This window comes from Pseudomonas sp. MYb327, assembly GCF_040438925.1.
GTDB lineage: Bacteria > Pseudomonadota > Gammaproteobacteria > Pseudomonadales > Pseudomonadaceae > Aquipseudomonas.
Window position 1 is genome coordinate 1,178,465 of sequence record NZ_CP159258.1, and the last position, 22,078, is coordinate 1,200,542.

17 protein-coding genes and 1 tRNA gene are annotated in these 22,078 nt (G+C 59.0%); 13 read left to right on the forward strand and 5 right to left on the reverse strand.

Annotated features, from left to right (window positions below; all coding sequences use genetic code 11):
* Window positions 1-33: 33 nt before the first annotated feature.
* The 7 genes from clpP (at window position 34) to ABVN21_RS05315 (ending at window position 8,200) form a co-directional block, all read left to right on the forward strand.
* A complete protein-coding gene (clpP, locus tag ABVN21_RS05285) occupies window positions 34-669 on the forward strand; it encodes an ATP-dependent Clp endopeptidase proteolytic subunit ClpP (protein ID WP_339552962.1) in 636 nt (211 codons plus the stop codon).
* A gap of 110 nt (window positions 670-779) precedes the next feature.
* On the forward strand, window positions 780-2,063 hold the full coding sequence (gene clpX, locus ABVN21_RS05290) for an ATP-dependent Clp protease ATP-binding subunit ClpX (protein ID WP_007946893.1): 1,284 nt from the start codon (window positions 780-782) through the stop codon (window positions 2,061-2,063).
* Window positions 2,064-2,224: 161 nt separating this feature from the next.
* Window positions 2,225-4,621, forward strand: a complete 2,397-nt coding sequence (gene lon / locus ABVN21_RS05295; RefSeq protein WP_339552963.1) for an endopeptidase La — start codon at window positions 2,225-2,227, stop codon at window positions 4,619-4,621.
* Between the two features lie 149 nt (window positions 4,622-4,770).
* Window positions 4,771-5,043 (forward strand): HU family DNA-binding protein, encoded by a 273-nt coding sequence (locus ABVN21_RS05300; RefSeq protein WP_002552737.1) that lies wholly within the window; start codon window positions 4,771-4,773, stop codon window positions 5,041-5,043.
* Window positions 5,044-5,096: 53 nt separating this feature from the next.
* Window positions 5,097-5,171: transfer RNA gene (locus tag ABVN21_RS05305), tRNA-Leu, on the forward strand.
* A gap of 105 nt (window positions 5,172-5,276) precedes the next feature.
* Window positions 5,277-7,148, forward strand: a complete 1,872-nt coding sequence (locus ABVN21_RS05310) for a SurA N-terminal domain-containing protein (RefSeq protein WP_339552964.1) — start codon at window positions 5,277-5,279, stop codon at window positions 7,146-7,148.
* A gap of 197 nt (window positions 7,149-7,345) precedes the next feature.
* On the forward strand, window positions 7,346-8,200 hold the full coding sequence (locus ABVN21_RS05315) for a DUF2242 domain-containing protein (protein WP_339552965.1): 855 nt from the start codon (window positions 7,346-7,348) through the stop codon (window positions 8,198-8,200).
* Between the two features lie 345 nt (window positions 8,201-8,545).
* On the opposite strand, the gene ABVN21_RS05320 is transcribed toward ABVN21_RS05315, so the two are convergent.
* From ABVN21_RS05320 to ABVN21_RS05340, 5 genes are all read right to left on the reverse strand, one after another.
* Window positions 8,546-9,586, reverse strand: a complete 1,041-nt coding sequence (locus ABVN21_RS05320; protein ID WP_339552966.1) for an AraC family transcriptional regulator — start codon at window positions 9,584-9,586, stop codon at window positions 8,546-8,548.
* 3 nt (window positions 9,587-9,589) lie between these two features.
* Window positions 9,590-10,720 carry a carbon-nitrogen hydrolase family protein gene (locus ABVN21_RS05325; protein ID WP_339552967.1) on the reverse strand — a complete coding sequence of 377 codons (1,131 nt, stop codon included), beginning with the start codon at window positions 10,718-10,720 and terminating at the stop codon, window positions 9,590-9,592.
* Window positions 10,721-10,885: 165 nt separating this feature from the next.
* Window positions 10,886-11,488, reverse strand: coding sequence for a TetR/AcrR family transcriptional regulator (locus ABVN21_RS05330; protein WP_339552968.1), 603 nt, complete (start codon window positions 11,486-11,488; stop codon window positions 10,886-10,888).
* A 77-nt stretch (window positions 11,489-11,565) separates the two neighbouring features.
* On the reverse strand, window positions 11,566-12,873 hold the full coding sequence (locus ABVN21_RS05335; protein WP_339553122.1) for an MFS transporter: 1,308 nt from the start codon (window positions 12,871-12,873) through the stop codon (window positions 11,566-11,568).
* 17 nt (window positions 12,874-12,890) lie between these two features.
* Complete coding sequence (locus ABVN21_RS05340) at window positions 12,891-13,874, reverse strand: flavin reductase family protein (protein ID WP_339552969.1); 984 nt, start codon at window positions 13,872-13,874, stop codon at window positions 12,891-12,893.
* A gap of 197 nt (window positions 13,875-14,071) precedes the next feature.
* On the opposite strand from ABVN21_RS05340, the gene ABVN21_RS05345 reads away from it, so the two are divergent.
* From ABVN21_RS05345 to ABVN21_RS05370, 6 genes are all read left to right on the forward strand, one after another.
* The gene (locus ABVN21_RS05345; RefSeq protein WP_353637228.1) at window positions 14,072-15,511 is read left to right on the forward strand and encodes a coniferyl aldehyde dehydrogenase; all 1,440 of its coding nucleotides are present in this window, start codon (window positions 14,072-14,074) and stop codon (window positions 15,509-15,511) included.
* A gap of 100 nt (window positions 15,512-15,611) precedes the next feature.
* Window positions 15,612-15,884 (forward strand): hypothetical protein, encoded by a 273-nt coding sequence (locus tag ABVN21_RS05350; RefSeq protein ID WP_339552970.1) that lies wholly within the window; start codon window positions 15,612-15,614, stop codon window positions 15,882-15,884.
* A gap of 137 nt (window positions 15,885-16,021) precedes the next feature.
* Window positions 16,022-17,590 (forward strand): amidase, encoded by a 1,569-nt coding sequence (locus tag ABVN21_RS05355; protein WP_339552971.1) that lies wholly within the window; start codon window positions 16,022-16,024, stop codon window positions 17,588-17,590.
* Window positions 17,591-17,808: 218 nt separating this feature from the next.
* Window positions 17,809-19,518 carry an FAD-dependent oxidoreductase gene (locus ABVN21_RS05360; RefSeq protein WP_339552972.1) on the forward strand — a complete coding sequence of 570 codons (1,710 nt, stop codon included), beginning with the start codon at window positions 17,809-17,811 and terminating at the stop codon, window positions 19,516-19,518.
* Between the two features lie 9 nt (window positions 19,519-19,527).
* Window positions 19,528-21,225, forward strand: a complete 1,698-nt coding sequence (locus ABVN21_RS05365; protein ID WP_339552973.1) for an FAD-binding protein — start codon at window positions 19,528-19,530, stop codon at window positions 21,223-21,225.
* A complete protein-coding gene (locus tag ABVN21_RS05370) occupies window positions 21,222-22,004 on the forward strand; it encodes an SDR family oxidoreductase (protein WP_339552974.1) in 783 nt (260 codons plus the stop codon). The genes ABVN21_RS05365 and ABVN21_RS05370 overlap by 4 nt, the downstream gene beginning before the upstream one ends.
* Window positions 22,005-22,078 lie beyond the last annotated feature (74 nt).

The following is a 22,078-nucleotide window of genomic DNA, read 5'->3' on the forward strand; positions in this document are numbered from 1 at the left end:
CAAGACATAACTATTTGGGAGTGACTGCAGAGCATGTTCCGTAATTCGTATATTCAGCAGAACTCTGATATCCAGGCCGCAGGCGGCCTGGTCCCGATGGTTGTCGAGCAGTCTGCTCGTGGCGAGCGCGCCTATGACATCTACTCGCGCCTTCTCAAGGAGCGAGTGATCTTTCTGGTTGGTCCGGTAGAAGACTACATGGCCAATCTGATTTGCGCGCAGTTGCTGTTCCTTGAAGCGGAAAACCCGGACAAGGACATCCATCTCTACATCAACTCCCCGGGCGGTTCGGTGACAGCAGGCATGTCGATCTATGACACCATGCAGTTCATCAAACCTAATGTTTCGACCACCTGTATCGGTCAGGCGTGCAGCATGGGTGCGTTCTTGCTGACGGCCGGCGCCCCGGGCAAGCGTTACTGCCTGCCAAACTCACGTGTGATGATTCACCAGCCATTGGGCGGTTTCCAGGGCCAGGCCTCGGATATCGAAATCCATGCCAAGGAAATCCTCTTCATCCGTGAGCGTCTCAACTCGCTGATGGCCAAGCATAGCGGTCGCACTCTTGAAGAAATCGAGCGCGACACCAACCGCGACAATTTCATGAGTGCAGAAGCAGCGCGTGAATATGGCTTGATCGATGAAGTGATCAGCCAGCGCCCCGCTTAAATAAGCAACTCAAATAGGGGTGGTCAGCGCGTCTGATCACCGGCGGGCTTGAAAAAGCCCGCAATAGCCTTCATCTTGTGTTGCAAGCCTATCGGATTTGGATCGAACGAATGACTGACACCCGCAACGGCGAGGACAACGGCAAGCTGCTCTATTGCTCCTTCTGTGGCAAAAGCCAGCATGAAGTACGCAAATTGATTGCCGGCCCCTCGGTCTTTATCTGCGACGAGTGCGTCGACCTGTGCAATGACATCATCCGTGAGGAGGTGCAGGAAGCCCAGGCCGAAAGCAGCGCGCATAAATTGCCTTCGCCTAAAGAAATCAGCGGCATCCTCGATCAGTACGTGATTGGTCAGGAGCGTGCGAAAAAGGTTCTGGCCGTAGCGGTGTACAACCACTACAAACGTCTGAACCAGCGTGACAAAAAGAATGACGACGTCGAACTCGGCAAGAGCAACATCTTGCTGATCGGCCCGACAGGCTCGGGTAAAACCCTGCTTGCCGAAACACTGGCTCGTTTACTGAACGTTCCGTTCACCATCGCCGACGCAACCACCCTCACCGAGGCGGGTTATGTGGGGGAAGATGTCGAGAACATCATTCAGAAGCTGCTGCAGAAGTGCGACTACGACGTGGAAAAAGCCCAGATGGGCATTGTCTACATCGATGAGATCGACAAGATTTCGCGCAAGTCTGACAACCCGTCGATCACCCGGGACGTTTCCGGTGAAGGCGTGCAGCAGGCCCTGCTCAAGTTGATCGAAGGTACGGTCGCTTCCGTTCCACCTCAAGGTGGTCGCAAGCATCCGCAGCAGGAATTCCTTCAGGTTGACACCCGTAACATCCTGTTCATCTGCGGTGGTGCGTTCTCCGGTCTGGAAAAGGTTATTCAAAACCGTTCCACCAAGGGCGGCATCGGTTTCAACGCAGAAGTGCGCAGCAAGGAAGAAGGCAAGAAAGTCGGTGAGTCCCTGCGTGAAGTTGAGCCTGACGATTTGGTCAAGTTCGGTCTGATTCCGGAATTCGTCGGTCGTCTGCCAGTTCTTGCAACGCTGGACGAGCTTGATGAAGCTGCTTTGATGCAGATCCTCACCGAGCCAAAAAATGCTCTGACCAAGCAGTATGCCAAGTTGTTCGAGATGGAAGGCGTGGACCTGGAATTCCGGGCCGACGCGCTGAAATCGGTCGCTAAACGTGCCCTGGAGCGTAAAACCGGTGCCCGTGGTCTGCGGTCGATTCTCGAAGGTGTATTGCTCGACACTATGTATGAAATCCCCTCGCAATCCGAGGTGAGTAAAGTAGTGATCGATGAAAGCGTGATAGAAGGCAAGTCCAAGCCACTGTATATCTATGAAAACAGTGAGCCTGCTGCCAAGGCCGCGCCAGACGCTTAAGCGTCACGCAGCCGGTACAAAGAAGGGGCCTTCGGGCCCCTTTGCTTTTTGCGCGTTTTTACTCAGTCTTTGTGCTTGTTTTTTTTAAAGGCTGCCCCCATCTTGGTTTCAAGCTTACTTCCATCTGTTTACGGCCTTATGGCCGCCGTAGAGGCGAAATCATGAAGACAACCATCGAATTGCCTCTCCTGCCATTGCGTGATGTAGTGGTTTATCCGCACATGGTTATCCCGCTGTTCGTGGGGCGCGAGAAATCCATCGAAGCCCTTGAGGCTGCGATGACGGGTGACAAGCAGATCCTTCTGCTGGCTCAGAGAAACCCTGCTGACGATGATCCCGGAGAAGACGCGCTTTATCGCGTGGGTACGATTGCTACCGTGTTGCAGCTGCTCAAACTGCCTGATGGCACGGTCAAGGTTCTGGTCGAAGGCGAACAGCGCGGCACCGTAGAGCGTTTCAGCGAAGTGGACGGCCATTGCCGTGCCGAAGTGTCGCTGATCGACGAAGTCGACGCGCCCGAGCGTGAGTCGGAAGTATTCGTTCGCAGCCTGCTCTCCCAGTTCGAACAATATGTGCAGTTGGGCAAGAAAGTCCCTGCTGAAGTCCTGTCGTCGCTCAACAGCATTGACGAGCCAGGGCGTCTGGTCGATACCATGGCCGCGCACATGGCGCTGAAAATCGAGCAGAAGCAGGAAATTCTCGAAATCATAGATTTGTCGGCCCGGGTCGAGCATGTACTGGCTCTGCTGGACGCCGAAATCGACCTGCTGCAAGTCGAAAAACGCATTCGTGGTCGCGTTAAAAAGCAAATGGAGCGCAGTCAGCGCGAGTACTACCTGAATGAGCAAATGAAGGCCATTCAGAAAGAGCTCGGCGACAGCGACGAAGGCCACAACGAAGTCGAAGACCTGAAAAAGCGTATCGATGCCGCTGGACTGCCAAAAGATGCGCTCGCCAAAGCGACCGCAGAGCTGAACAAGCTCAAGCAAATGTCGCCAATGTCCGCGGAAGCGACCGTGGTACGTTCGTACATCGACTGGCTGGTTCAGGTGCCGTGGAAGGCTCAAAGCAAGGTACGCCTCGATCTGGCGCGTGCAGAAGACATTCTCGACGCCGATCACTACGGTCTGGAAGAAGTTAAGGAACGCATCCTCGAATACCTCGCCGTGCAGAAGCGCGTGAAGAAAATTCGTGGTCCGGTGTTGTGCCTCGTAGGTCCTCCAGGGGTAGGTAAGACCTCTCTTGCGGAGTCGATTGCTCACGCCACTAACCGTAAATTCGTCCGCATGGCCCTCGGTGGCGTACGCGATGAGGCGGAGATTCGTGGCCATCGCCGTACTTACATCGGTTCGATGCCAGGAAGATTGATTCAAAAGATGACGAAGGTGGGCGTCCGCAACCCGCTGTTCCTGCTCGATGAAATCGACAAGATGGGCAGCGACATGCGTGGCGATCCGGCGTCGGCATTGCTGGAAGTGCTCGATCCAGAGCAGAACCACAATTTTAACGATCACTATCTGGAGGTCGATTACGACCTGTCCGATGTGATGTTCCTCTGCACCTCGAACTCCATGAACATCCCACCGGCTCTCTTGGACCGGATGGAAGTGATTCGTCTGCCCGGCTACACCGAAGACGAGAAAATCAACATCGCCGTCAAATACCTCTCGCCGAAGCAGATTACTGCCAATGGCTTGAAGAAAGGCGAGCTCGAATTCGAAGCCGAAGCGATCCGTGACATCATCCGCTACTACACCCGGGAAGCCGGCGTGCGGGGGCTGGAGCGCCAGATTGCCAAGGTTTGCCGCAAGGCTGTCAAAGAGCATGCACTGGAAAAACGCTTCTCGGTGAAGGTCACCGCAGACATGCTGGAGCACTTCCTGGGGGTGCGGAAATTCCGTTACGGCCTGGCAGAACAGCAGGATCAGATTGGCCAGGTTACCGGGTTGGCGTGGACTCAAGTGGGCGGTGAATTGCTGACCATCGAAGCCGCCGTCGTGCCGGGTAAAGGTCAATTGATCAAGACCGGTTCTCTGGGTGACGTGATGGTCGAATCGATCACTGCAGCCTTGACCGTTGTTCGCAGCCGCGCGAAGAGCCTGGGCATCCCCCTGGACTTCCACGAGAAGCGTGACACGCACATCCACATGCCGGAAGGGGCGACTCCGAAGGACGGTCCTAGTGCCGGTGTGGGCATGTGCACGGCACTGGTCTCGGCATTAACCGGCATTCCCGTACGTGCGGATGTTGCCATGACCGGTGAAATCACCTTGCGTGGTCAGGTATTGGCGATCGGTGGTTTGAAAGAAAAACTGCTGGCCGCTCACCGGGGCGGAATCAAGACCGTGATCATTCCTGAAGAGAATGTTCGCGATCTGAAGGAAATTCCTGACAATATCAAGCAAGATCTACAGATTAAACCGGTTAAATGGATTGACGAGGTCCTGCAAATTGCGCTGCAATACGCGCCGGAGCCCTTGCCGGATGTGGCTCCGGAGATAGTCGCAAAGGATGAAAAGCGCGAGTCGGATTCTAAGGAAAGAATTAGCACGCATTAGTACGTATTTGCCTGGGGGGCTTCCTTGACAGCTTTTTAGAGCCCTTGTTATAAAGCGGCTCTTAAGTGTCTGTAGGCCATTCAGCACTCGTTTTTGCTTTCACCAAAAAAACTTAGAATCATACTCAAATAGATATAAGGGGACTTAGAGTGAACAAGTCGGAACTGATTGATGCTATCGCTGCATCCGCTGATATCCCGAAAGCTGCTGCTGGCCGTGCGCTGGACGCTGTAATCGAATCCGTCACTGGCGCTCTCAAGGCTGGCGACTCCGTTGTTCTGGTTGGTTTCGGTACTTTCTCCGTAACTGATCGTCCAGCTCGCATCGGTCGTAACCCACAGACTGGTAAGACACTGGAAATCGCGGCAGCCAAAAAACCAGGTTTCAAAGCCGGTAAAGCACTGAAAGAAGCTGTCAACTAAGTTCGATTCAGGTTTTTGCCTATCCGGGTCGGGGTCAAGCCTGACCTGGCAGCGGAGCGGTAGTCCAGTCGGCAGGTCGCCGGTCCGAGACACCGAGGCTCGCAAGTTCGAGTCATCGGTCCGCTCCGTCAGTTACGAGAAGGCGCATCCTCGGATGCGCCTTTCTTCTATCCGGATTCTACCCACGCTCCACGGTTGCCTAATTTTGAAGTTCAACCGTTTATGGGGGACGCATGCTGCAGAACATCAGGGACAATTCACAAGGCTGGATTGCCAAGACCATCATCGGCGTCATCGTTGCATTGATGGCTTTGACTGGTTTCGACGCCATTTTCCAGGCCACGACGCACAAGAATGAAGCGGCGAAGGTCAATGGCGATGACATCAGCCAGAACGAGCTGAGCCAGGCGGTCGATATGCAACGCCGTCAACTCATGCAACAGCTGGGCAAGGATTTCGATGCCTCCTTGCTCGATGAGAAAATGCTGCGCGAATCGGCCCTTAAAGGCCTGATCGATCGCAAACTGCTGCTGCAAGGCGCAGAGAACTCGAAGTTCGCTTTTTCCGAAGCGGCTTTGGATCAGGTCATCCTGCAAACACCTGAATTCCAGGTGGATGGCAAGTTCAGTCCTGAGCGTTTCGATCAGGTCATTCGACAACTCGGTTACAGCCGTATGCAATTCCGCCAGATGTTGGCTCAGGAAATGCTGATTGGCCAACTGCGCGCCGGTCTGGCGGGTAGCGGTTTCGTCACCGATGCACAGGTTCTGGCCTTTGCCCGTCTGGAAAAACAGACTCGCGATTTCGCTTCCCTGAACATCAAGGCTGATCCGGCGGCAGTGAAACTGACCGACGATGAAGTCAAAGCCTACTACGACGAACACGCCAAGGAATTCATGACGCCGGATCAGGTGGTCATCGATTACCTGGAGTTGAAGAAGGCTTCCTTCTTTGATCAGGTCAGCGTCAAGGACGAAGACCTGCAAGCGGCGTATCAGAAAGAAACCGCCAACCTGTCCGAACAACGCCGGGCTGCGCACATTCTGATCGAAGTGAACGACAAGACCACTGAAGCCCAGGCCAAAGCCAAGATCGACGAGGTCAAGGCACGTCTGGCCAAAGGCGAGAAATTCGAGGCCCTGGCCAAGGAGTTCTCCCAGGATCCGGGTTCGGCGAACAACGGCGGTGATCTCGGTTACGCGGGTCCTGGCGTTTACGATCCAGCGTTCGAAAAAGCGCTGTACTCGTTGGCCAAGGATCAGGTTTCCGAACCGGTTCGCACCGACTACGGTTTCCACTTGATCAAACTGTTGGGTGTGGAAGCGCCTGAAGTGCCGACATTCGCCAGCCTGAAAGACAAGCTGACCCGCGAACTGAAGGCCCAGCAGGTCGAGCAGCGTTTTGTCGAGGCGACCAAGCAACTGGAGGACGCCTCGTTCGAAGCATCCGACCTGGCCCAGCCGGCGCAAGACCTGAAACTCACCGTTCACACTTCCAAGCCATTTGGTCGTGAAGGCGGCGAGGGTGTTGCAGCCAACCGTGCCGTGGTCACTGCAGCGTTCAGTCCGGAAGTCCTGGATGAAGGTGCCAATAGCACCGCCATCGAGCTCGATCCGGAAACTGTGGTCGTGGTGCGTGCAAAGGAGCACCTCAAGCCTGCGCAACTGCCTCTGGAAAGCGTGAACGTTGCCATTCGTGAGCAATTGACCAAGGAGCACGCGAGCGCTGCTGCCAAAACCAAGGCTGATGGTCTGATTGCGAGCCTGCGCGACGGCAAGACGCCGCTGGATAAACCAATCGACGGTCAGAACTGGAAAGTCATCGAAGCCGCGACTCGCGCTCAGGAAGGGGTTGATCCAGCCGTGCTGCAAGCGCTGTTCCGCATGCCCAAGCCTGCGGGCAAGGACAAGCCGACCTTCAGCAGTGTGACTCTGCCTGATGGCAGCCTGATGATCGTGCGTCTAAACGGCGTGAACGAAGCCGCAACGCCGACCGAAGAAGAGAAGGCTCAATACCGTCGCTTCCTCGCGTCGCGCATTGGTCAGCAGGACTTTGCGGCCTACCGCAAGCAGCTGGAAAGCCAAGCCGACATCAAGCGTTTCTGATGCTTGACTGAGTTTTGCGCTTCACAATGACCCCGGCCGAAAGGCTGGGGTTTTTTTTGCATTTTGCGACAGCCGGTCTGACATTCCCATAATCGCGGGGTCAACACACCTGTAACTGTTTTAAGACACAATCGTTGCTCCGCTAAGCATCGATCTGTTGCACAATACGCCCCGGACCGTTTTCCTCAGGATGTTCAATGTTTAAATCATTTCCCATGCGTATCGCCGGGCTGGCGCTGGTGCTTGTCACCGCAGCCGGGTGCTCGTCGAAGAAAGCCGCTATTTATGAGCATGAGAACTTCGACGATTCCGGAACGTTTTCCCGTAATTACCCGGTGACTGATGCGCAGTCCTGCGAAGCTGCACGCCGTGCGTTGCTCAGCCAGGGCTACATCATCACCAGCAGCGACCCTAAACTGGTCAGCGGCCACAAGAGTTTCCAGCAGACTGGCGAGACTCACATGGAGATCAGCTTCAGTGTGGTCTGTGCCGATGACGGCAGCGAAGGGCACCATGCAACCATGTTCGCCAACGCATTGCAGGATCGCTATGCACTGAAGAAGACCAATAACTCTGCCAGCCTCGGCGTCGGTGTATTGGGCTCGGTTTCGATGCCGATTGGCTCGTCCGATGACTCGATGGTCAAGGTCGCCAGCGAAACCGTATCTTCGGCCAAGTTCTATGAGCGCTTCTTCGCCCTGGTTGAGCTGTTCCTGCCGCCGGAAGCGAAGAAAGCTGCCCACATCACTGAAAAGCCGAAAACCGATCTGGGCGTGCCTGAAGCAAAGGCTGCGCCGGCGCCGTCGGTAGCCACCCCGGCTCCTGCGGCAGAACCAGCGCCGACCCCGGAACCGGCACCTGCACCCGCACCTGCCGAGGCCACCCCAGCAGCCTCCGAGCCGGTTGCGCCGCCGCCTGAAGCTGCGCCGATTGCTCCGACACAAAGTTCCGAGCCTGCGTCATCTGCTGAAACGATTACACCGCCGTCCAATCCAGACAACATGGCTCCGCCGAGCGAGCCGATTCAGTCGATGCCGGTCTCCGGCCAGTGAAGGGTTGATGTGGCAACGGGATTGCGTGAGTCCGCACCGATCCCGTAGCTGCAAAGATTGATCCTCGTCAAACCAGCCCGCGATCCTGCGGGATGCACCAAAAAAAACCAGTGATAAATTCCAGAACGCCTGCTACGTTTTATTCAGTAGCGACGTACCGTCGTGTCCGCGTCATGGTTCTTTCACACGGGCACTTTATGCTCAAGGCGTTGGTCATTTATTCAGGCTTTTTCATGAGCGGTGGGGGATACAAAAATGGACGATTATCAAGAAGAGCTGCTGGAATATCAGGCGTTTGAGCTCGACCCGCTGGAACCAGCCGAAGACGCTACTGAGCTGTAAGCTTCAGGCAGTTTGGCGATGGCTACGGCGAAATTCGCCCGGCGTCTGGCCATTCCAGCGTTTGAAGGCGCGTTGGAACGCTTCGGCTGAGGCAAAGCCCAGCAGGTAGGCGATTTCCCCGAATGCCAGTTCGGTATCGCGAATGTAGGTCATGGCCAGGTCACGACGCGTGTCATTGAGAATGGCGCGAAATTGCGTGCCTTCCTCGGCGAGTTTGCGGCGCAATGTCCAGGTCGGCAGCTTCAGGCGTGCCGCCACTTCTTCCAGGTCGGGTTCCCGGCCACCATTGAGCAACGGCCCCAGTAACTGAGTGATGCGTTCACGCAGGCTGCGGGTGCGTGTCAGTTGCTCCAGTTCCCGTTCGCACAGTTGCAGCAAATGGCGCCATGTACTTGGGCAATGCTCGGGGTTGCGCTGGGCGAGGCTGGCCAGGCTCAGGCGCAGTTGATTGTGCTCGGCAGCAAACTGAATCGGGCAGTCGCCCAGCACTTCATAGGCCGCGCGGTAGTCGGGCTCTTCGAACTCGATGTCGATGCGATCGGCCCGAAGCGGGGCAGGGCTCACGCTGGACAATTGGTGTAACCAGCCAGCAATGATCGAGTCCACCACGAAGCGGTTGTAGCTGTTGTAAGGGCTGATGGAATAGAACCTCAGCCAGGCACCCCGGGCATCTTCGTGAAAGCTTGACTGACCGCGATAGTTGGAGCCGTACAAGGCTTCAAAACGAATCAGGCAACGTGCCGCCTCGCGTACCGTGGGCGCCTGAGCGGCGGTGACCCCCGCCAGACCCGCCTGACTCAAACGGCTGAGCAGGCCCATGTGCAAGCCGAGCGCCGGGTTGCCAGTCAGTGCAATGGCGCTATGGCCCAGGCGCATGTAGCGCGGTATCGATAATCGTGCGCCCGCTTCACTCAGGCGAGCGACGTCGAGGCCGTATTGTTCCAGCAGTGGCTGAGGGTCTGCACCGTGGCTGCGCACGGCGTCCGCCAGGCTATGGACAAAGCCCACCGACAAATCACCGAGACGCATCGGCACCGGTTTCATGGTTTACAACCAGAGGTTCAGCAAGCGCGCACCATGAGCATTGACGTCTGCGAAATGCTGACCGTTGCTGCTGAGAAAACTTTGCCCGGCGCTGCCCTGATCCCAGAATTGACCGCGCAGGAACACGCTCATGCCGGCCACTGCCTGGCTCCCTGGTGCCTGGGTGCTTAGCGTCAGGCGATGCCAGGCCTGGCCTTCACTGAGCTCACCGGTTTTGAGACTGACGGAACCTGGCGTCGACAAACTGCGGAAGCCGCGCCACGGTTGATCCCAGGACCCGCGTCCAACTACAAACGCCGGAACCGCGACGAGTTGCGCACCCTGATCGTCGAGCTGGCGGTAGATGTCCGGGTACCAGCTGTCATTGCCGATCAATACGCCCAGGCGCCCGGCCGGGGTGTCGACGACATTGAGTGCGGGCTCTCCATTGGCCTTGATCGCGTCCTGCTGTTCAAAAAACGGATGCAACTGGCGCTGCGGCTGGCCGATCGGCAAGCCGTCGCGATCGAATACCACGCTGCTGTTGTACAGGGCGCCACGGCCGATTTTCAGTGTGCCGTCGATGATGGTGGGCTCGGGCAATACGATAGACCCTGCTACGAGAGTCACATGAAATTCTTTCGCCAATCCGCCGAACAGCGCCTGGTAATCCTTGGCCATGCCCTTGGCTTTCATGCGCAGGTGAGCGTCGTCCAGTCGGTTACCGCCCTCAGCGCTGATCAGCGCGCGGACGAACTTCAAGGGATTGCTCACGGCCAGCCAGTTCATGGCCTCCTTGAGGGTCGCCGCCTGATACAGCTCATCTTTCTCGCCGCTCACCATCAGCCAGGTGCCTACGTGCTCCGGCAGCACGACGACGGTTTTTTCATTCAGCAGGCCCTGGTCCCGGGCCTTTTGCAGGTAGGCCGCCAGTTTGCGGTGCAGACGTTCGGGGCTTTGGTAATCGGTGGGAAACAGTTCGGGCTGGATGCCCAGCAGATTGCCACGATCACCGGGTGTACCCTGATCGACGGCGAGGTTGATCCGCAAATCCGAGAGGTAATGGCCCACCGGGCGGTCGGCGGCCCACATGGCGTAGGTCGCAAGTGCGGCGAGCAGCGCCATGGAGAAAGTCAGGTACAGAAGTTTGCGCATGGGGAAACAGTCAACAGCCGTATTCAGGGTGCATGGCTTTTCATCAGGCTCAAGGATAAAGCGATTCAGGAGTTAGTGGGTAAATTTGTGCTCTGCGACTTTTTGTATCCCCAGTGTGATTATTTGAATCGCCCCTGGTTTTGCAGAGGCCTCAAAGGCTTCAAATCAGGCCTTCCTGCTATGTGCAATGATGCACGTAACAACGTTTGTGAGCGCCTCTGTGAGTTGTGCTTCGGTTGTCTCGACGCTGTACCACTGAGACTGTCCAAATAGCATCACAATGACTGCACTGGTGGTCGCGCACGTGTCTGCATCAGGCTTTCCATCCTTGCCATACTCACTGGTGATAATTGTATTCAGGAGAGACGAGTATTTATTTTTCAGCCGGATTATCTGCTGCTGTTGTTCTTCATTGAGATTGGCAAACTCACGAGTAATCAGGGCCAATTTGTGCTTTTCATTAAAATGAAAGGCGACGAAGGCTTGAATAAACAGCTGTAGACGTTTGCCTGGGCTGCGTGCGCCTTTGACTCGACGCTGGGTGTCGAGCAATAAGTCGGTTAAGGCAGACTCAATAAGCTCGAATAACAAGGATTGTTTATTTTCGATGTGATGGTAGAGCGATCCGGCATGCATCCCCAGGTAGCTCGCCAGATCTCTCAAGCCGATTGCCTGAAAGCCGCGTGTGGCAAAGAGCTCGAGGGCAGCGTCAAGCAGTCGATCCCGGGCGCTGTGTACAGGATTGGCGGAGGCAGTGGTAGCTGGCATGTGGGTTCGTCAACTGCAAAGGGATTGGCGAAATATCATTTTCTGCGACAAAAGTACCGGCGCTCGTGGCGGGAGAATTATCCGTCGTGGCGATAATCGGTACTGGAAGCATGGTGAGCCGTGCGGATCAGCAACAGCACCGCGCAAATCACCGGCAGGTTCACCAGCAACAGTGCATAGCGCAGTGACTCTTGACCAAACAGCGGTAGCAACATATCGCTGAACAAGCCGGTTATCAGTGGTCCGACGCCAACCCCGAGCAGTGTGCTGACGATGGTTTGCAGCGCCATGGCGGTACCACGTCGAGCGGGTGGCACCAGTTGGGTAACGAGGTTGTAGGACGGGGCGACCCACCATACGGAAAAGAACGAATACAGCGCGCACCAGAGCATGGCGCGTGGAATTGGCACATCACCCAGGCGCACCAGCAGGACATCGGACCAAAGCAGATAAGGGACTAACGCGCTGATGGCTGCCAAGTGGCCCATTACCGGAATCGAAACCTGCCAGTGTGGATGGCGCCGACACAGGCGGTCACTCAACCAGCCACTGAACAGGCCACCGATCCCGGCCGAGGTACCGCATATCACCCCCGCGAGCAACCCGGCATGTTGCAGTGACAGGCCGTGGGAGCGCACCAGGAAGCTGGTGTTCCACATGCCGATGGCATAGGCGCTGAGCGTGGTCAAACCACCTGCGAGGATCAGGCAACGGTAGGCAGGCAAGGCCCAGAGCTTGCGTGCTTCGGCGCGCATGCCCAACAGCGCAGGTTGCGTGTGAGGGTGTGGCGTGAGGTCCCAGCGGCCACGTTGCGGATCTCGCACGACAAACGCCAGGATGGCACTGAACACCAGGGCCGGCATGCCGAGGGCAATGAATGCACTGCGCCAGCCATAGTGCTCCACCACCCAGGCGCCGATGCTCAATCCGATGATCGAGGAAAACGTCGGTGCGGCGGTAAAACAGCTGATGGCAAATGAGCGTCGTTGGGGTGGATACAGGTCAGCGATCAACGACAGCGAAGCTGACGTCGTCGGCGATTCGCTGACGGCCACCAGCATTCGCGCAAAGGCCAGCGCCAGGAAGCTGCCAGCCAACCCGCAAGCCATGGTCGCTACGGCCCACAGCAGGCAAGACATGGCCAGCAGACGGATACGAGGCATGCGGTCTACCAGCCGCCCGGCTGGAAGACCCAGCAGTGCATAGACAGCGGCGAATGCCAGGCCCGAGATCAAGCCGATGGAGGTGTCGCTGACCGCGAATTCGGCTTTGATCGGCTCGACCATGACCGCGAGTATTTGTCGCCCGACGAAATTGTCGGCAAACACCATCGCCAGCAGCAATAGCAAGCCATGGCTGCCCCACCCGACACTGACGGGTGACAACAACCCTGCGCGGGCTGTCACCGCGGTGCCCACAGGTCAGGCAAGCCAGGGTCACTGACGACGATCAGGCGCTTGAGCAAAACCTTCAAGGCTTGTGCGTCGGCGGCACCGAGTTTGACTGAGAGATCTTCTTCCACGGCTTTGGCCAATGCCAGTTGATGCACTGAAACCTCACGGCCCTGGGCCGTGAGCACAAAGCGTAGTGAATCTGCCGCGCCCTCGAACGCGACCAGGCGCTGGCGTTCGAGAAAACGCATGCTCGCCAGGGTGACTTCGCGGCCGGTGTAGTTAACGAAGGTATTGATTTCTTCGAGGGTCAGGTTGTCGCGGATACACAAAATCGAAAGGACAAAAAACGTCTGTTCGTCCAGCTGCTGGCTGTTGAGCAACTGGCGCAAGGCGTTCAGTACCTGGTAATGGCCGCGCCCCAACAGATAGCCGAGCAAGTCTTCGGTATAGCTGCATTCCGGTGGTGGTGGCGTGGTCGCCAGGCGCAGCTCGCTGCGTGGCTTGCGCGTCGCCAAGGCATATTGGCCACTCTGGAAAGCCAGCGGCGCCCGGTCGCTGTGATCGAAGGCGAGGACTTCACCGACGAAGATCACATGGTCGCCGCCTTCGTACTGGAACGCCGTGCGGCACTGGAAGCGCGCCGTGCAATCCTGCAGCAGCGGTGCCTCGCTGACGCCATGATCAAGTTCGATCTCGGCGAACTTGTCCTCGCCCTGGGTGGCGAAACGTCCGGACAGCGTCTCTTGCTCCGTGGACAGCACGTGCACGTTCCAATGCTTGCCGCTGCTGAATACCGGCAGGCTGCGCGCTTGCTTGGACAGGCTCCAGAGCACCAGCGGAGGGTTGAGTGAAACCGAGTTGAAGCTGTTGGCGGTGATGCCCACGGGCGAGCCGTCTTCGGTCTGGGTGGTGATGATCGTAACCCCGGTGGTGAACGTGCCGAGCGCGGCACGAAATGCCTGGGGATCGAAGCTGATGTTTTGCATTGCCATGACTGGCCTCATGGAGTGGGGTTTTCGTATGGCCAGTATTGGGCGTTTGCGGGTGCTGAACATCGTCTCAACGGACTAACGCTAATGTACGAATCTCGTCCGATTGGACGAGGCGACGCAGCTTTGCGAGAGGCTAGGGTGGCGCCAGGCGCATCGGGCGCTCAACGGCCATCGAGCCAACCTGCAAGGGAATAACAATGAGTACAGCCGCATCTTGCGTCCAAGACCTTTCCAGCCTGCTGGCACAACAGAAAAAAGCCTTTGCCAGCAGCGGCAATGTCAGCGCCGACACGCGTCGCCAGCGACTCCAACAAGTGATCGACCTGCTGGTCCATAACCACCAGGCCTTGACCACGGCAATCGACCAGGATTTTGGCGGGCGGCCTGCCGGGTTTTCATTGATGAATGACGTGCTGGGCGCACTGGCCTCGCTCAAACATGCCCGTGACCACCTGCAGGACTGGATGCAGGACGAGCCGCGCGAGATGTTCGCTCCTTATGACCAGCTCGGAGCCAAAGCCTGGGTCATGCATCAGCCAAAAGGCACGGTGGGCATCCTGGGTACCTGGAACGCACCGCTGTATACCTTGTTCAGTCCACTGGCCTCGGCGCTGGCGGCCGGCAACCGGGCCATCCTCAAGCCTTCGGAAGTGGTGCCTCGCACCGCCGAACTGGTGGCGCGTTTGTGCGCCGAGCATCTCGACCCACTCGTAGTGGCGGTGGTCAACGGCGGGCCGGAACTGGGCGAGGCCTTTAGCAGCCAGCCCTTCGACCACCTGGTGTTCACCGGTAGCACGGCGATTGGCCGGCTAGTGATGGGCAATGCCGCAAAAAACCTGGTGCCGGTGACCCTGGAGCTCGGCGGCAAGTCGCCGGTGATCGTTTCAACCACTGCTGATTTGAACAAAACCGCCTTCAGCATCGCGGCGGGCAAGATTTGCAATGGTGGGCAGGTCTGCATCAATCCGGATCTTGTCTACGTGCCCAAGGCTCAACTGGAATCGTTTCTCGATGCGCTGCGCAGTGCCTATTGCGATCTCAACCCGACAGTGGCCGGCAATCCGGATGTGGTGGCGGTGGTCAACCAACGTCATCTGGACCGGGTCGAAGGTCTGGTACAGGACGCCGAGTCCAGCGGTGCGCGCGTCGAATGCCTGCCAGAATCGTTGGCCGTGGAGGCTGGCGGGGACCGTCGGCGTCCGCTGCGCGTGGTGATTGATCCGGTTCCGGACAGCCTGATCATGCACGAAGAAATCTTTGGCCCGGCGATGGTTGTGCTTGGTTATGACGACCTCGAACAGGTCATTGCGCAGATCAACGGCAGACCACGTCCGCTGGCGTTGTACTACTTCGGCGAGAATGCACACGAGCAACGTTACGTGCTGGAGCACACGCTGTCAGGCGGGGTCACTCTCAACGATGTGATGATGCATCCCGCGCTGCACGATGCGCCGTTCGGTGGCGTCGGCGCTTCGGGCATGGGCCATTACCATGGCCGCGAAGGCTTTCTCGAATTCAGTCACTTGCGCACGGTGTTCCAGGCGTCGGCCCATGACCCGCGCCGCGAATGGGGCCTGTTGCCGCCTTATGGCGAGCACTATCTGGCGGCCATGCTGGCCGGGGTAACCTCCGACTGATTTCAGCGCGGGGGCCTTGCGCCCCCATCCGCTGCATGGGACAGGCCACTGTTTATGTACAAGGCAATTACTATCGCCCAGCGCTTCAAGCGCGCCTTTGGTGGCGCAGATTCGCAGTGGCGCCGATGATGTGATCCGCAGCGTGGACACCATCGCCGCCGTGATTACCGAACAGGTGCGCGTCACGCGGGAAATGGTCAGCCGGGTCGAGAGTGTCTCGACCGGCACCGGAGCGTTGTCGGCCAACGCCGGGCGTAGCGCGGTGGCCGCCGCGACCTGGAGCAACTGGCGCGGGCATTGGATCAATTGTCGGCGCGCTTCAATGTCGCTTGAACCCGGCCTTGTTCCATCTGAATACCGCTCCCCCCTGTAGGAGCGAGCCTGCTCGCGATGAGGTCAGCAAATTCAACATCAACGTTGGCTGATCTAGCGCTTTCGCGAGCAGGCTCGCTCCCACAAGGAGTCGGACCTCTATCCTTAACAACCCACAATCAGGGCGCGATCATCACCATGGATAACCACGAAAACGCACCACTCAATTCCACCACCGGCTGGCCGCGCCGCAGCGTACTCAAGGCCGGTGCCGTGGCTGTCGGCGTCGGGATTCTGGGGCGGTTTGCCGATGCCCGCGCGGCGGGGCTGTCGGCCAGCGACTATCAGGCGATGGATGCCTGGGCCATGAGCCAGGCGATCCGCAGTGGCGAACTGAGCGCCGAGGACCTCTTGGCGGCGGCGCTGTTGCGCTACAACGAGGTCAACCCCAAGGTCAATGCAGTGAACATGCTGCATGAAACCTACGCGCGGACTTTGCTCGCCCAGCGCCGCGTCGCCGGCACCTACAACCAGGGCGCCCTGGCTGGTGTGCCGCTGCTGTTCAAAGACCTGAACACCACGCTGCAAGGCACGATCACCAGTAACGGTAGCCGGATGTTCAAGGATTCACCGCCCGCCGCGCGTACCAGCACGCTAATCACCCGTTATGAACAGGCCGGTGCGGTGCCGTTCGGCAAGACCACATCGCCCGAATTCGGCTTAACCACCACCACCGAATCCTTGGCCTGGGGCCAGACTCATAACCCGTGGAACCTGGCCATGAGCGCCGGCGGTTCTTCCGGCGGCTCGGCTGCGGCGGTGGCGGCGGGGATCGTTCCCGTGGCTCATGCCACTGATGGCGGCGGTTCGATCCGCATTCCCGCTTCGTACTGCGGCGTGGTCGGGCTCAAGCCGACCCGCTATCGCACCCCCAGCGGGCCACTGCATTTCGAAGGTTCGTTTGGCGCCAGCGCTGCCAATGTGGTGTCGCGCACGGTGCGTGATACCGCGCTGTTCCTCGATGCCGGTCAGGGGCATGAGGCGGGCAGTGCTTATTGGTGCCCACCGTTGATTCGACCTTATGTGGAAGAATTGCAGCGTGATCCGGGCAAGTTGCGCGTGGCCGTGGTGCGCCAGTCACTGACCGGCGCCCCTTTGGACCCGGCGATTGCCGCCACGCTGGAGCAGACCATCAAGCAACTGTTGGCGCTTGGGCATCAACTCGACGAATTGACGCTGAACATCGATCCGCGCCAGTTGTTCGGTGCCCATGGCACTGCGCTCGGCACAGCCTTGCGTGTGCAGATTCATGACCGGGAGCAGGTACTCGGGCGGGCTGCCACGGCTCAGGATCTGGAGAAGATCACCTTGGTCAACCTCGAGCGCTCGAAAGCGACCAGTGGCGAAGACCTGTACCGCGCGCGGCAAGCGTTCGAGCGTATTGGTGCGACGATGGAGCAGCACTTTGAACTCTATGACGTGATCCTGTCGCCGGTCACGGGCAGCCTGACCCCGAAGCTGGGTCTGTTGTCGCTTGACCAGCCTTGGGACAGCTACGCCCATCAGGCCATGGGCAGCGCCGGTTTCACCGTGATAGCCAATGTCAGCGGCCAGCCGGCTATCTCCCTGCCACTGGGCCAGAGCGATGACGGCTTGCCGGTGGGCATGATGTTCACCGCTCGCCTGGGTGGCGAAGACGTGCTGTTGCGTCTGGCCAGCCAGTTGGAACAGGCACATCCATGGGCCGCCAGGCGCGCCATGCTGTAACCCGACACCTCCATCCTGTAGGCGCTGGCTTGCCAGCGAAAGCGATGTCACGGACGCCATCGCCGGCAAGCCAGCGCCTACAGGGAGCCGTTATATCCCCCTAGTCCACTTTGACGATGAGCCCATCCCCCCGCAGCCCCGATCATGGGCTGCACTCCGCCAGCGCACCCTGCGTGGTCGGCGGTTTCTTTCTGACCTCAGCTAATGGCATAACAACAATGACGGCTCAAGTTCAGTCTCAGACCCACTACGACGTGATCGTCGTCGGTTCGGGCGCAGGTGCGATGACTTCGGCGGTGTTCCTCGCCGATCAGGGTTTGCGCGTGCTGGTGGTGGAGAAAAGCGACCAGTACGGCGGCACCTCGGCGATCTCCGGCGGCGGTATCTGGATTCCGAACAACCATTACTTCGCTCGCATGAGTGGCAACGACAGCTACGCCACGGCGCTGACCTACCTGAAGGCGGCGGCGGGCGAGCATGTCGATGAAGTGCGCCTGCGTGCCTACCTGGACAATGCGCCGAAGATGATCGAACAGCTCACCCGCAAAAGCAGGGTGCGTTATGCAGTAGCGGCCAAATACCCTGATTACTATCCGCATCTTCCGGGAGCCCTTGCCGGTGGGCGGACCCTGGACCCTGAATTTTTTGACACCAGTCTGCTGGGTGATGAGCTGGCAAACCTGCGCAAGCCATCGCCTTCAACGCTGCTGATGGGTTGCATCGCCTGGACTGCGCGTGATGCTCACAAGGTCATGGCCCGCAGTTTCGGCTGGCGCCTGCTGATCTTGAAACTGATGATGCGCTACAAGCTGGACTTCAAGTGGCGGCGCAAAAGCAAAATTGATCGTCGCGCGTCCCTGGGCAGTTCGTTGGTGGCTTCGTTGCGTCGCTCGCTGATGGACCGCGACGTACCGTTGTGGCTCAACACCGATTTCTGCGGGTTGATCACCGACAATGAACGGATCAGCGGCATCACCGTGCGACGTGACGGCGCCGAGCTGCAACTGCATGCGCGGTTGGGAGTGATCCTGGCCTCGGGTGGCTTCGAACAAAATCAGGTCCTGCGCGACCAGTACCTGCCCAAGCCGACCCGCAAATCCTGGAGCGCGACGCCACCGGGTAACAACACGGGTGCGGCGCTGGAAGCCGGCATGGCTCAGGGCGCGGCCACCGCGTTGATGGACTGGGCGTGGTGGGCGCCGACCATTGCCGTACCCGGAGAAGACAAGCCCCGGGGAATTTTCGCCGAGCGCGCATTCCCGGGCGCCATCGTGGTCAACGGTGAGGGGCAGCGGTTTGTCAACGAGGCGGCGCCTTACCTGGAGTTCGTCGATGCCATGCATCAGGACAACCAGAAAACCGGCGGAAAAACAGTGCCAGCCTGGGTGATCTTCGACGCGCATTTCCGCTTCAACTACGCCATGGGCCCGTTGATGCCCGGCCAGATCATGCCTGACAGCCGCCTGCGCAAGGAGTGGCTCAACACGCTGTACTGGAAGGCTGACACGTTGGCCGGGCTGGCCCGGCAGATCGGCATCGACAGTGCCGGCCTGGAAGCCACCGTCACTAAAGTCAACGACTATGCCCAAAGTGGTGTCGACCTCGACTTCGCCCGTGGCGGCAATGTCTTCGATCGTTACTACGGCGATTGCAACGTCAAGCCCAACCCTTGCCTGGCGCCGCTACAAAAAGGTCCGTATTACGCCATGCGCCTGGATGCCGGCGACATCGGCACCAAGGGCGGCCTGTTGACCAACGAGCACGCACAGGTGGTGCGCGATGACGGTACGGCCATCGCCGGGCTGTACGCCATCGGCAACTGTTCGGCATCGGTGATGGGCACCAGCTATCCGGGTGCCGGCGGTACGCTGGGGCCGGCGATGACCTTCGCTTATGTCGCTGCCAACCATTTGGCTCGCACGGTATAGGAGGCAGAGATGTCCATGTCCAATAACCTCCCCAGCACCGAAATACTGCCACCCTTGCGAGTGGCCGACAGCGAAAGCGTGCACTGGGATGAACAATGCGATGTGCTGGTCATCGGCTGGGGAGCGGCGGGTGCGTGTGCCGCGCTGGAAGCTCGCGCCAGGGGCGCCGATGTGTTGATCGCCGACCGGTTCACCGGTGGTGGTGCCAGCGCCAAGAGCGGCGGAGTTGTGTATGCCGGCGGCGGTACTCGCCATCAGCAGGCGGCGGGCTTCAACGATAGCCCTGAAGCCATGTTCGATTACCTCAAGCACGAAACGCAAAACGTGGTCAGCGACGACACCCTGCGGCGCTTCTGCGCCGACAGCGTGAGCAATCTCCAATGGCTGGAAAGCCATGGCGCGCCCTACGCCCACCAGATGCCACCGGGGGGCAAGACCTCGTATCCGCCCGATGGATACTTTCTCTATTACTCGGGTAACGAGTTGGTGCCTGATCATCGCGGTCCCTTGCCAGCGGCGCCGCGCGGTCATCGCACCGTCGGCAAAGGCCAGGGCGGCGCGGTGCTTTATGCCCACCTCAAGGCTGCGTGCCTCAAGGCCGGGGCTCGCCCGCTGTTGCAAGCGGCAGCGCGGCGATTGGTGGTTGATCCTCAGAAACGCGTGCTGGGTGCCGAATTCTGGTGCATGCCCGAAGGCAGTAAAGAGACCGAGCTGCATGCACGACTGGCGGCCCGCGCCGAACGATTGCAGAACTTCGCACCGGGTTATTGCAACAAACTGCGCGTAAAGATCTGCCAGCTTGAACGTGATTTCGCCCGTCCACGGCGGGTGCGAGCACGCAACGGCGTGATCCTCAGCACGGGCGGCTTCATCTTCAATCGCCAGTTGCTTGGGCAGCATGCGCCGAAGTTTCGCCGCAACTTCAAAGTGGGCGCCACTGGCTGCGATGGCAGCGGTTTGCGCCTGGGCGCCAGCGTCGGCGGTCAGGCGCGAGGGCTGGAGCGAGTGTCGGCGTGGCGCTTCCTCAACCCGCCGTACAGTTGGCACAAAGGCATCGTGGTCAATCGCGAGGGTCAGCGTTTCTGCAATGAAGAAGTGTATGGCGCCACCCTTGGCCAGCCGTTGATGGAAGAGCAGGGTGGCAAGGCCTGGCTGGTGCTGGATGCGCCGTTGCGCAAGAAGGCAATTGGCGAGGCACTGTTTGGAGGCTACTGGTGGTTCCAGAGTTTCCCGGCCTTGGCGCTGATGCTGTTCAAAGTGCGAAAGGGCAAGAGCCTGAGCGAGTTGGCCAATGCGACCTCCATGGACCCGGCGGTGCTGCGTGCCTCGGTGCTGGCGGCCAATGCCGCTGCCCGTGGCGAGGCACCGGAGCCGTTCGGCAAATCCGAGGGCGGCCGCCAGGTACTCGATCAGGGACCGTTTTATGCCTGCGACATTTCCGTGACCAACCCGGTATTTCCGCTGGGAGCGTTGACCCTCGGCGGGCTGCGGGTGGATGAACTCAGCGGCGCCGTACTGGACGAGCAGGGTCAGGCAATCGCTGGCTTGTACGCCGCCGGACGCACTGCCCTGGGGATTCCTTCGCATTTGTACATCAGCGGCCTGTCCCTGGCTGACTGCGTGTTCTCCGGCCGGCGCGCCGGTGCCGCCGTCGCCCGCGCCCAAGGTCAACCCTCACCAACGCCCCACGCACATGAGATGACATGATGACGCTCAATCAAAACAACCAGAACGGACGGGTTCACGGCAAGGTGGCGCTGGTTACCGGTGGTGCCAAGGGCATCGGCGCCGCCAGCGTGCGGCTGCTCGCGGCCGAAGGTGCCCAAGTGCTGATCAGCGACCTCGATGTCGAGGCAGGGCAAGCGCTGGCGCAGGAAATCGGCCCGACCGCCGCCTTTATCCGCCAGGACGTCAGCAGTGAAGAGCAATGGCGCGACGTCGTGGGTCATGTGCGCGAGCGCTATGGTCGACTGGATATTCTGGTCAACAACGCCGGCATCCTGATCCACGGCTCGATTGAAGAAACCAGCCTGGCCGATTGGCGCAAAGTGATGCAGGTGAATGCCGATGGCGTGTTTCTGGGCTGTCGCGAAGGCATTGCGTTGATGAAGGACAGCGGTGGTTCGATAATCAATCTGTCTTCCGTCGCAGCCCTGGCGGGGCGTGACGATTACCTGGCCTACAGCGCCTCGAAAGGGGCGGTCGCGGCGTTGTCGCGCTCGGTGGCGGTGCTTTGCCGCCGACGCAAATACCGCATCCGTTGCAATACCCTGCATCCGGATGGCGTGCTCACCGACATGACCCGTGGCGGATTTCCTGAGGGCGTCGATGCAGACCGCCTGACCATCGACAGCGACCCGATGAATCGCATGTGCCGGCCAGAGGACGTGGCGGCCAGTGTGTTGTTTCTGGCCAGCGATGAGTCCCGGGCAATCAATGGCGTCGAGTTGCGGGTGGACAGCGGGCAGATGGTGATGAGTATCTAAACCGGATCTGCCTTTTGTAGAAGCCGGCTTGCAGGACGCTCTCGCCAGCGAGCCGGCTACGCAGGTTGTGTGCG

Bases quoted from the DNA above. Each gene is read 5' to 3' on its own strand.
- clpP (WP_339552962.1), top strand. From the start codon at position 34: ATGTTCCGTAATTCGTATATTCAGCAGAACTCTGATATCCAGGCCGCA.
- clpX (WP_007946893.1), top strand. From the start codon at position 780: ATGACTGACACCCGCAACGGCGAGGACAACGGCAAGCTGCTCTATTGC.
- lon (WP_339552963.1), top strand. From the start codon at position 2,225: ATGAAGACAACCATCGAATTGCCTCTCCTGCCATTGCGTGATGTAGTG.
- ABVN21_RS05310 (WP_339552964.1), top strand. From the start codon at position 5,277: ATGCTGCAGAACATCAGGGACAATTCACAAGGCTGGATTGCCAAGACC.
- ABVN21_RS05315 (WP_339552965.1), top strand. From the start codon at position 7,346: ATGTTTAAATCATTTCCCATGCGTATCGCCGGGCTGGCGCTGGTGCTT.
- ABVN21_RS05320 (WP_339552966.1), bottom strand. From the start codon at position 9,586: ATGAAACCGGTGCCGATGCGTCTCGGTGATTTGTCGGTGGGCTTTGTC.
- ABVN21_RS05325 (WP_339552967.1), bottom strand. From the start codon at position 10,720: ATGCGCAAACTTCTGTACCTGACTTTCTCCATGGCGCTGCTCGCCGCA.
- ABVN21_RS05330 (WP_339552968.1), bottom strand. From the start codon at position 11,488: ATGCCAGCTACCACTGCCTCCGCCAATCCTGTACACAGCGCCCGGGAT.
- ABVN21_RS05340 (WP_339552969.1), bottom strand. From the start codon at position 13,874: ATGGCAATGCAAAACATCAGCTTCGATCCCCAGGCATTTCGTGCCGCG.
- ABVN21_RS05345 (WP_353637228.1), top strand. From the start codon at position 14,072: ATGAGTACAGCCGCATCTTGCGTCCAAGACCTTTCCAGCCTGCTGGCA.
- ABVN21_RS05355 (WP_339552971.1), top strand. From the start codon at position 16,022: ATGGATAACCACGAAAACGCACCACTCAATTCCACCACCGGCTGGCCG.
- ABVN21_RS05360 (WP_339552972.1), top strand. From the start codon at position 17,809: ATGACGGCTCAAGTTCAGTCTCAGACCCACTACGACGTGATCGTCGTC.
- ABVN21_RS05365 (WP_339552973.1), top strand. From the start codon at position 19,528: ATGTCCATGTCCAATAACCTCCCCAGCACCGAAATACTGCCACCCTTG.
- ABVN21_RS05370 (WP_339552974.1), top strand. From the start codon at position 21,222: ATGATGACGCTCAATCAAAACAACCAGAACGGACGGGTTCACGGCAAG.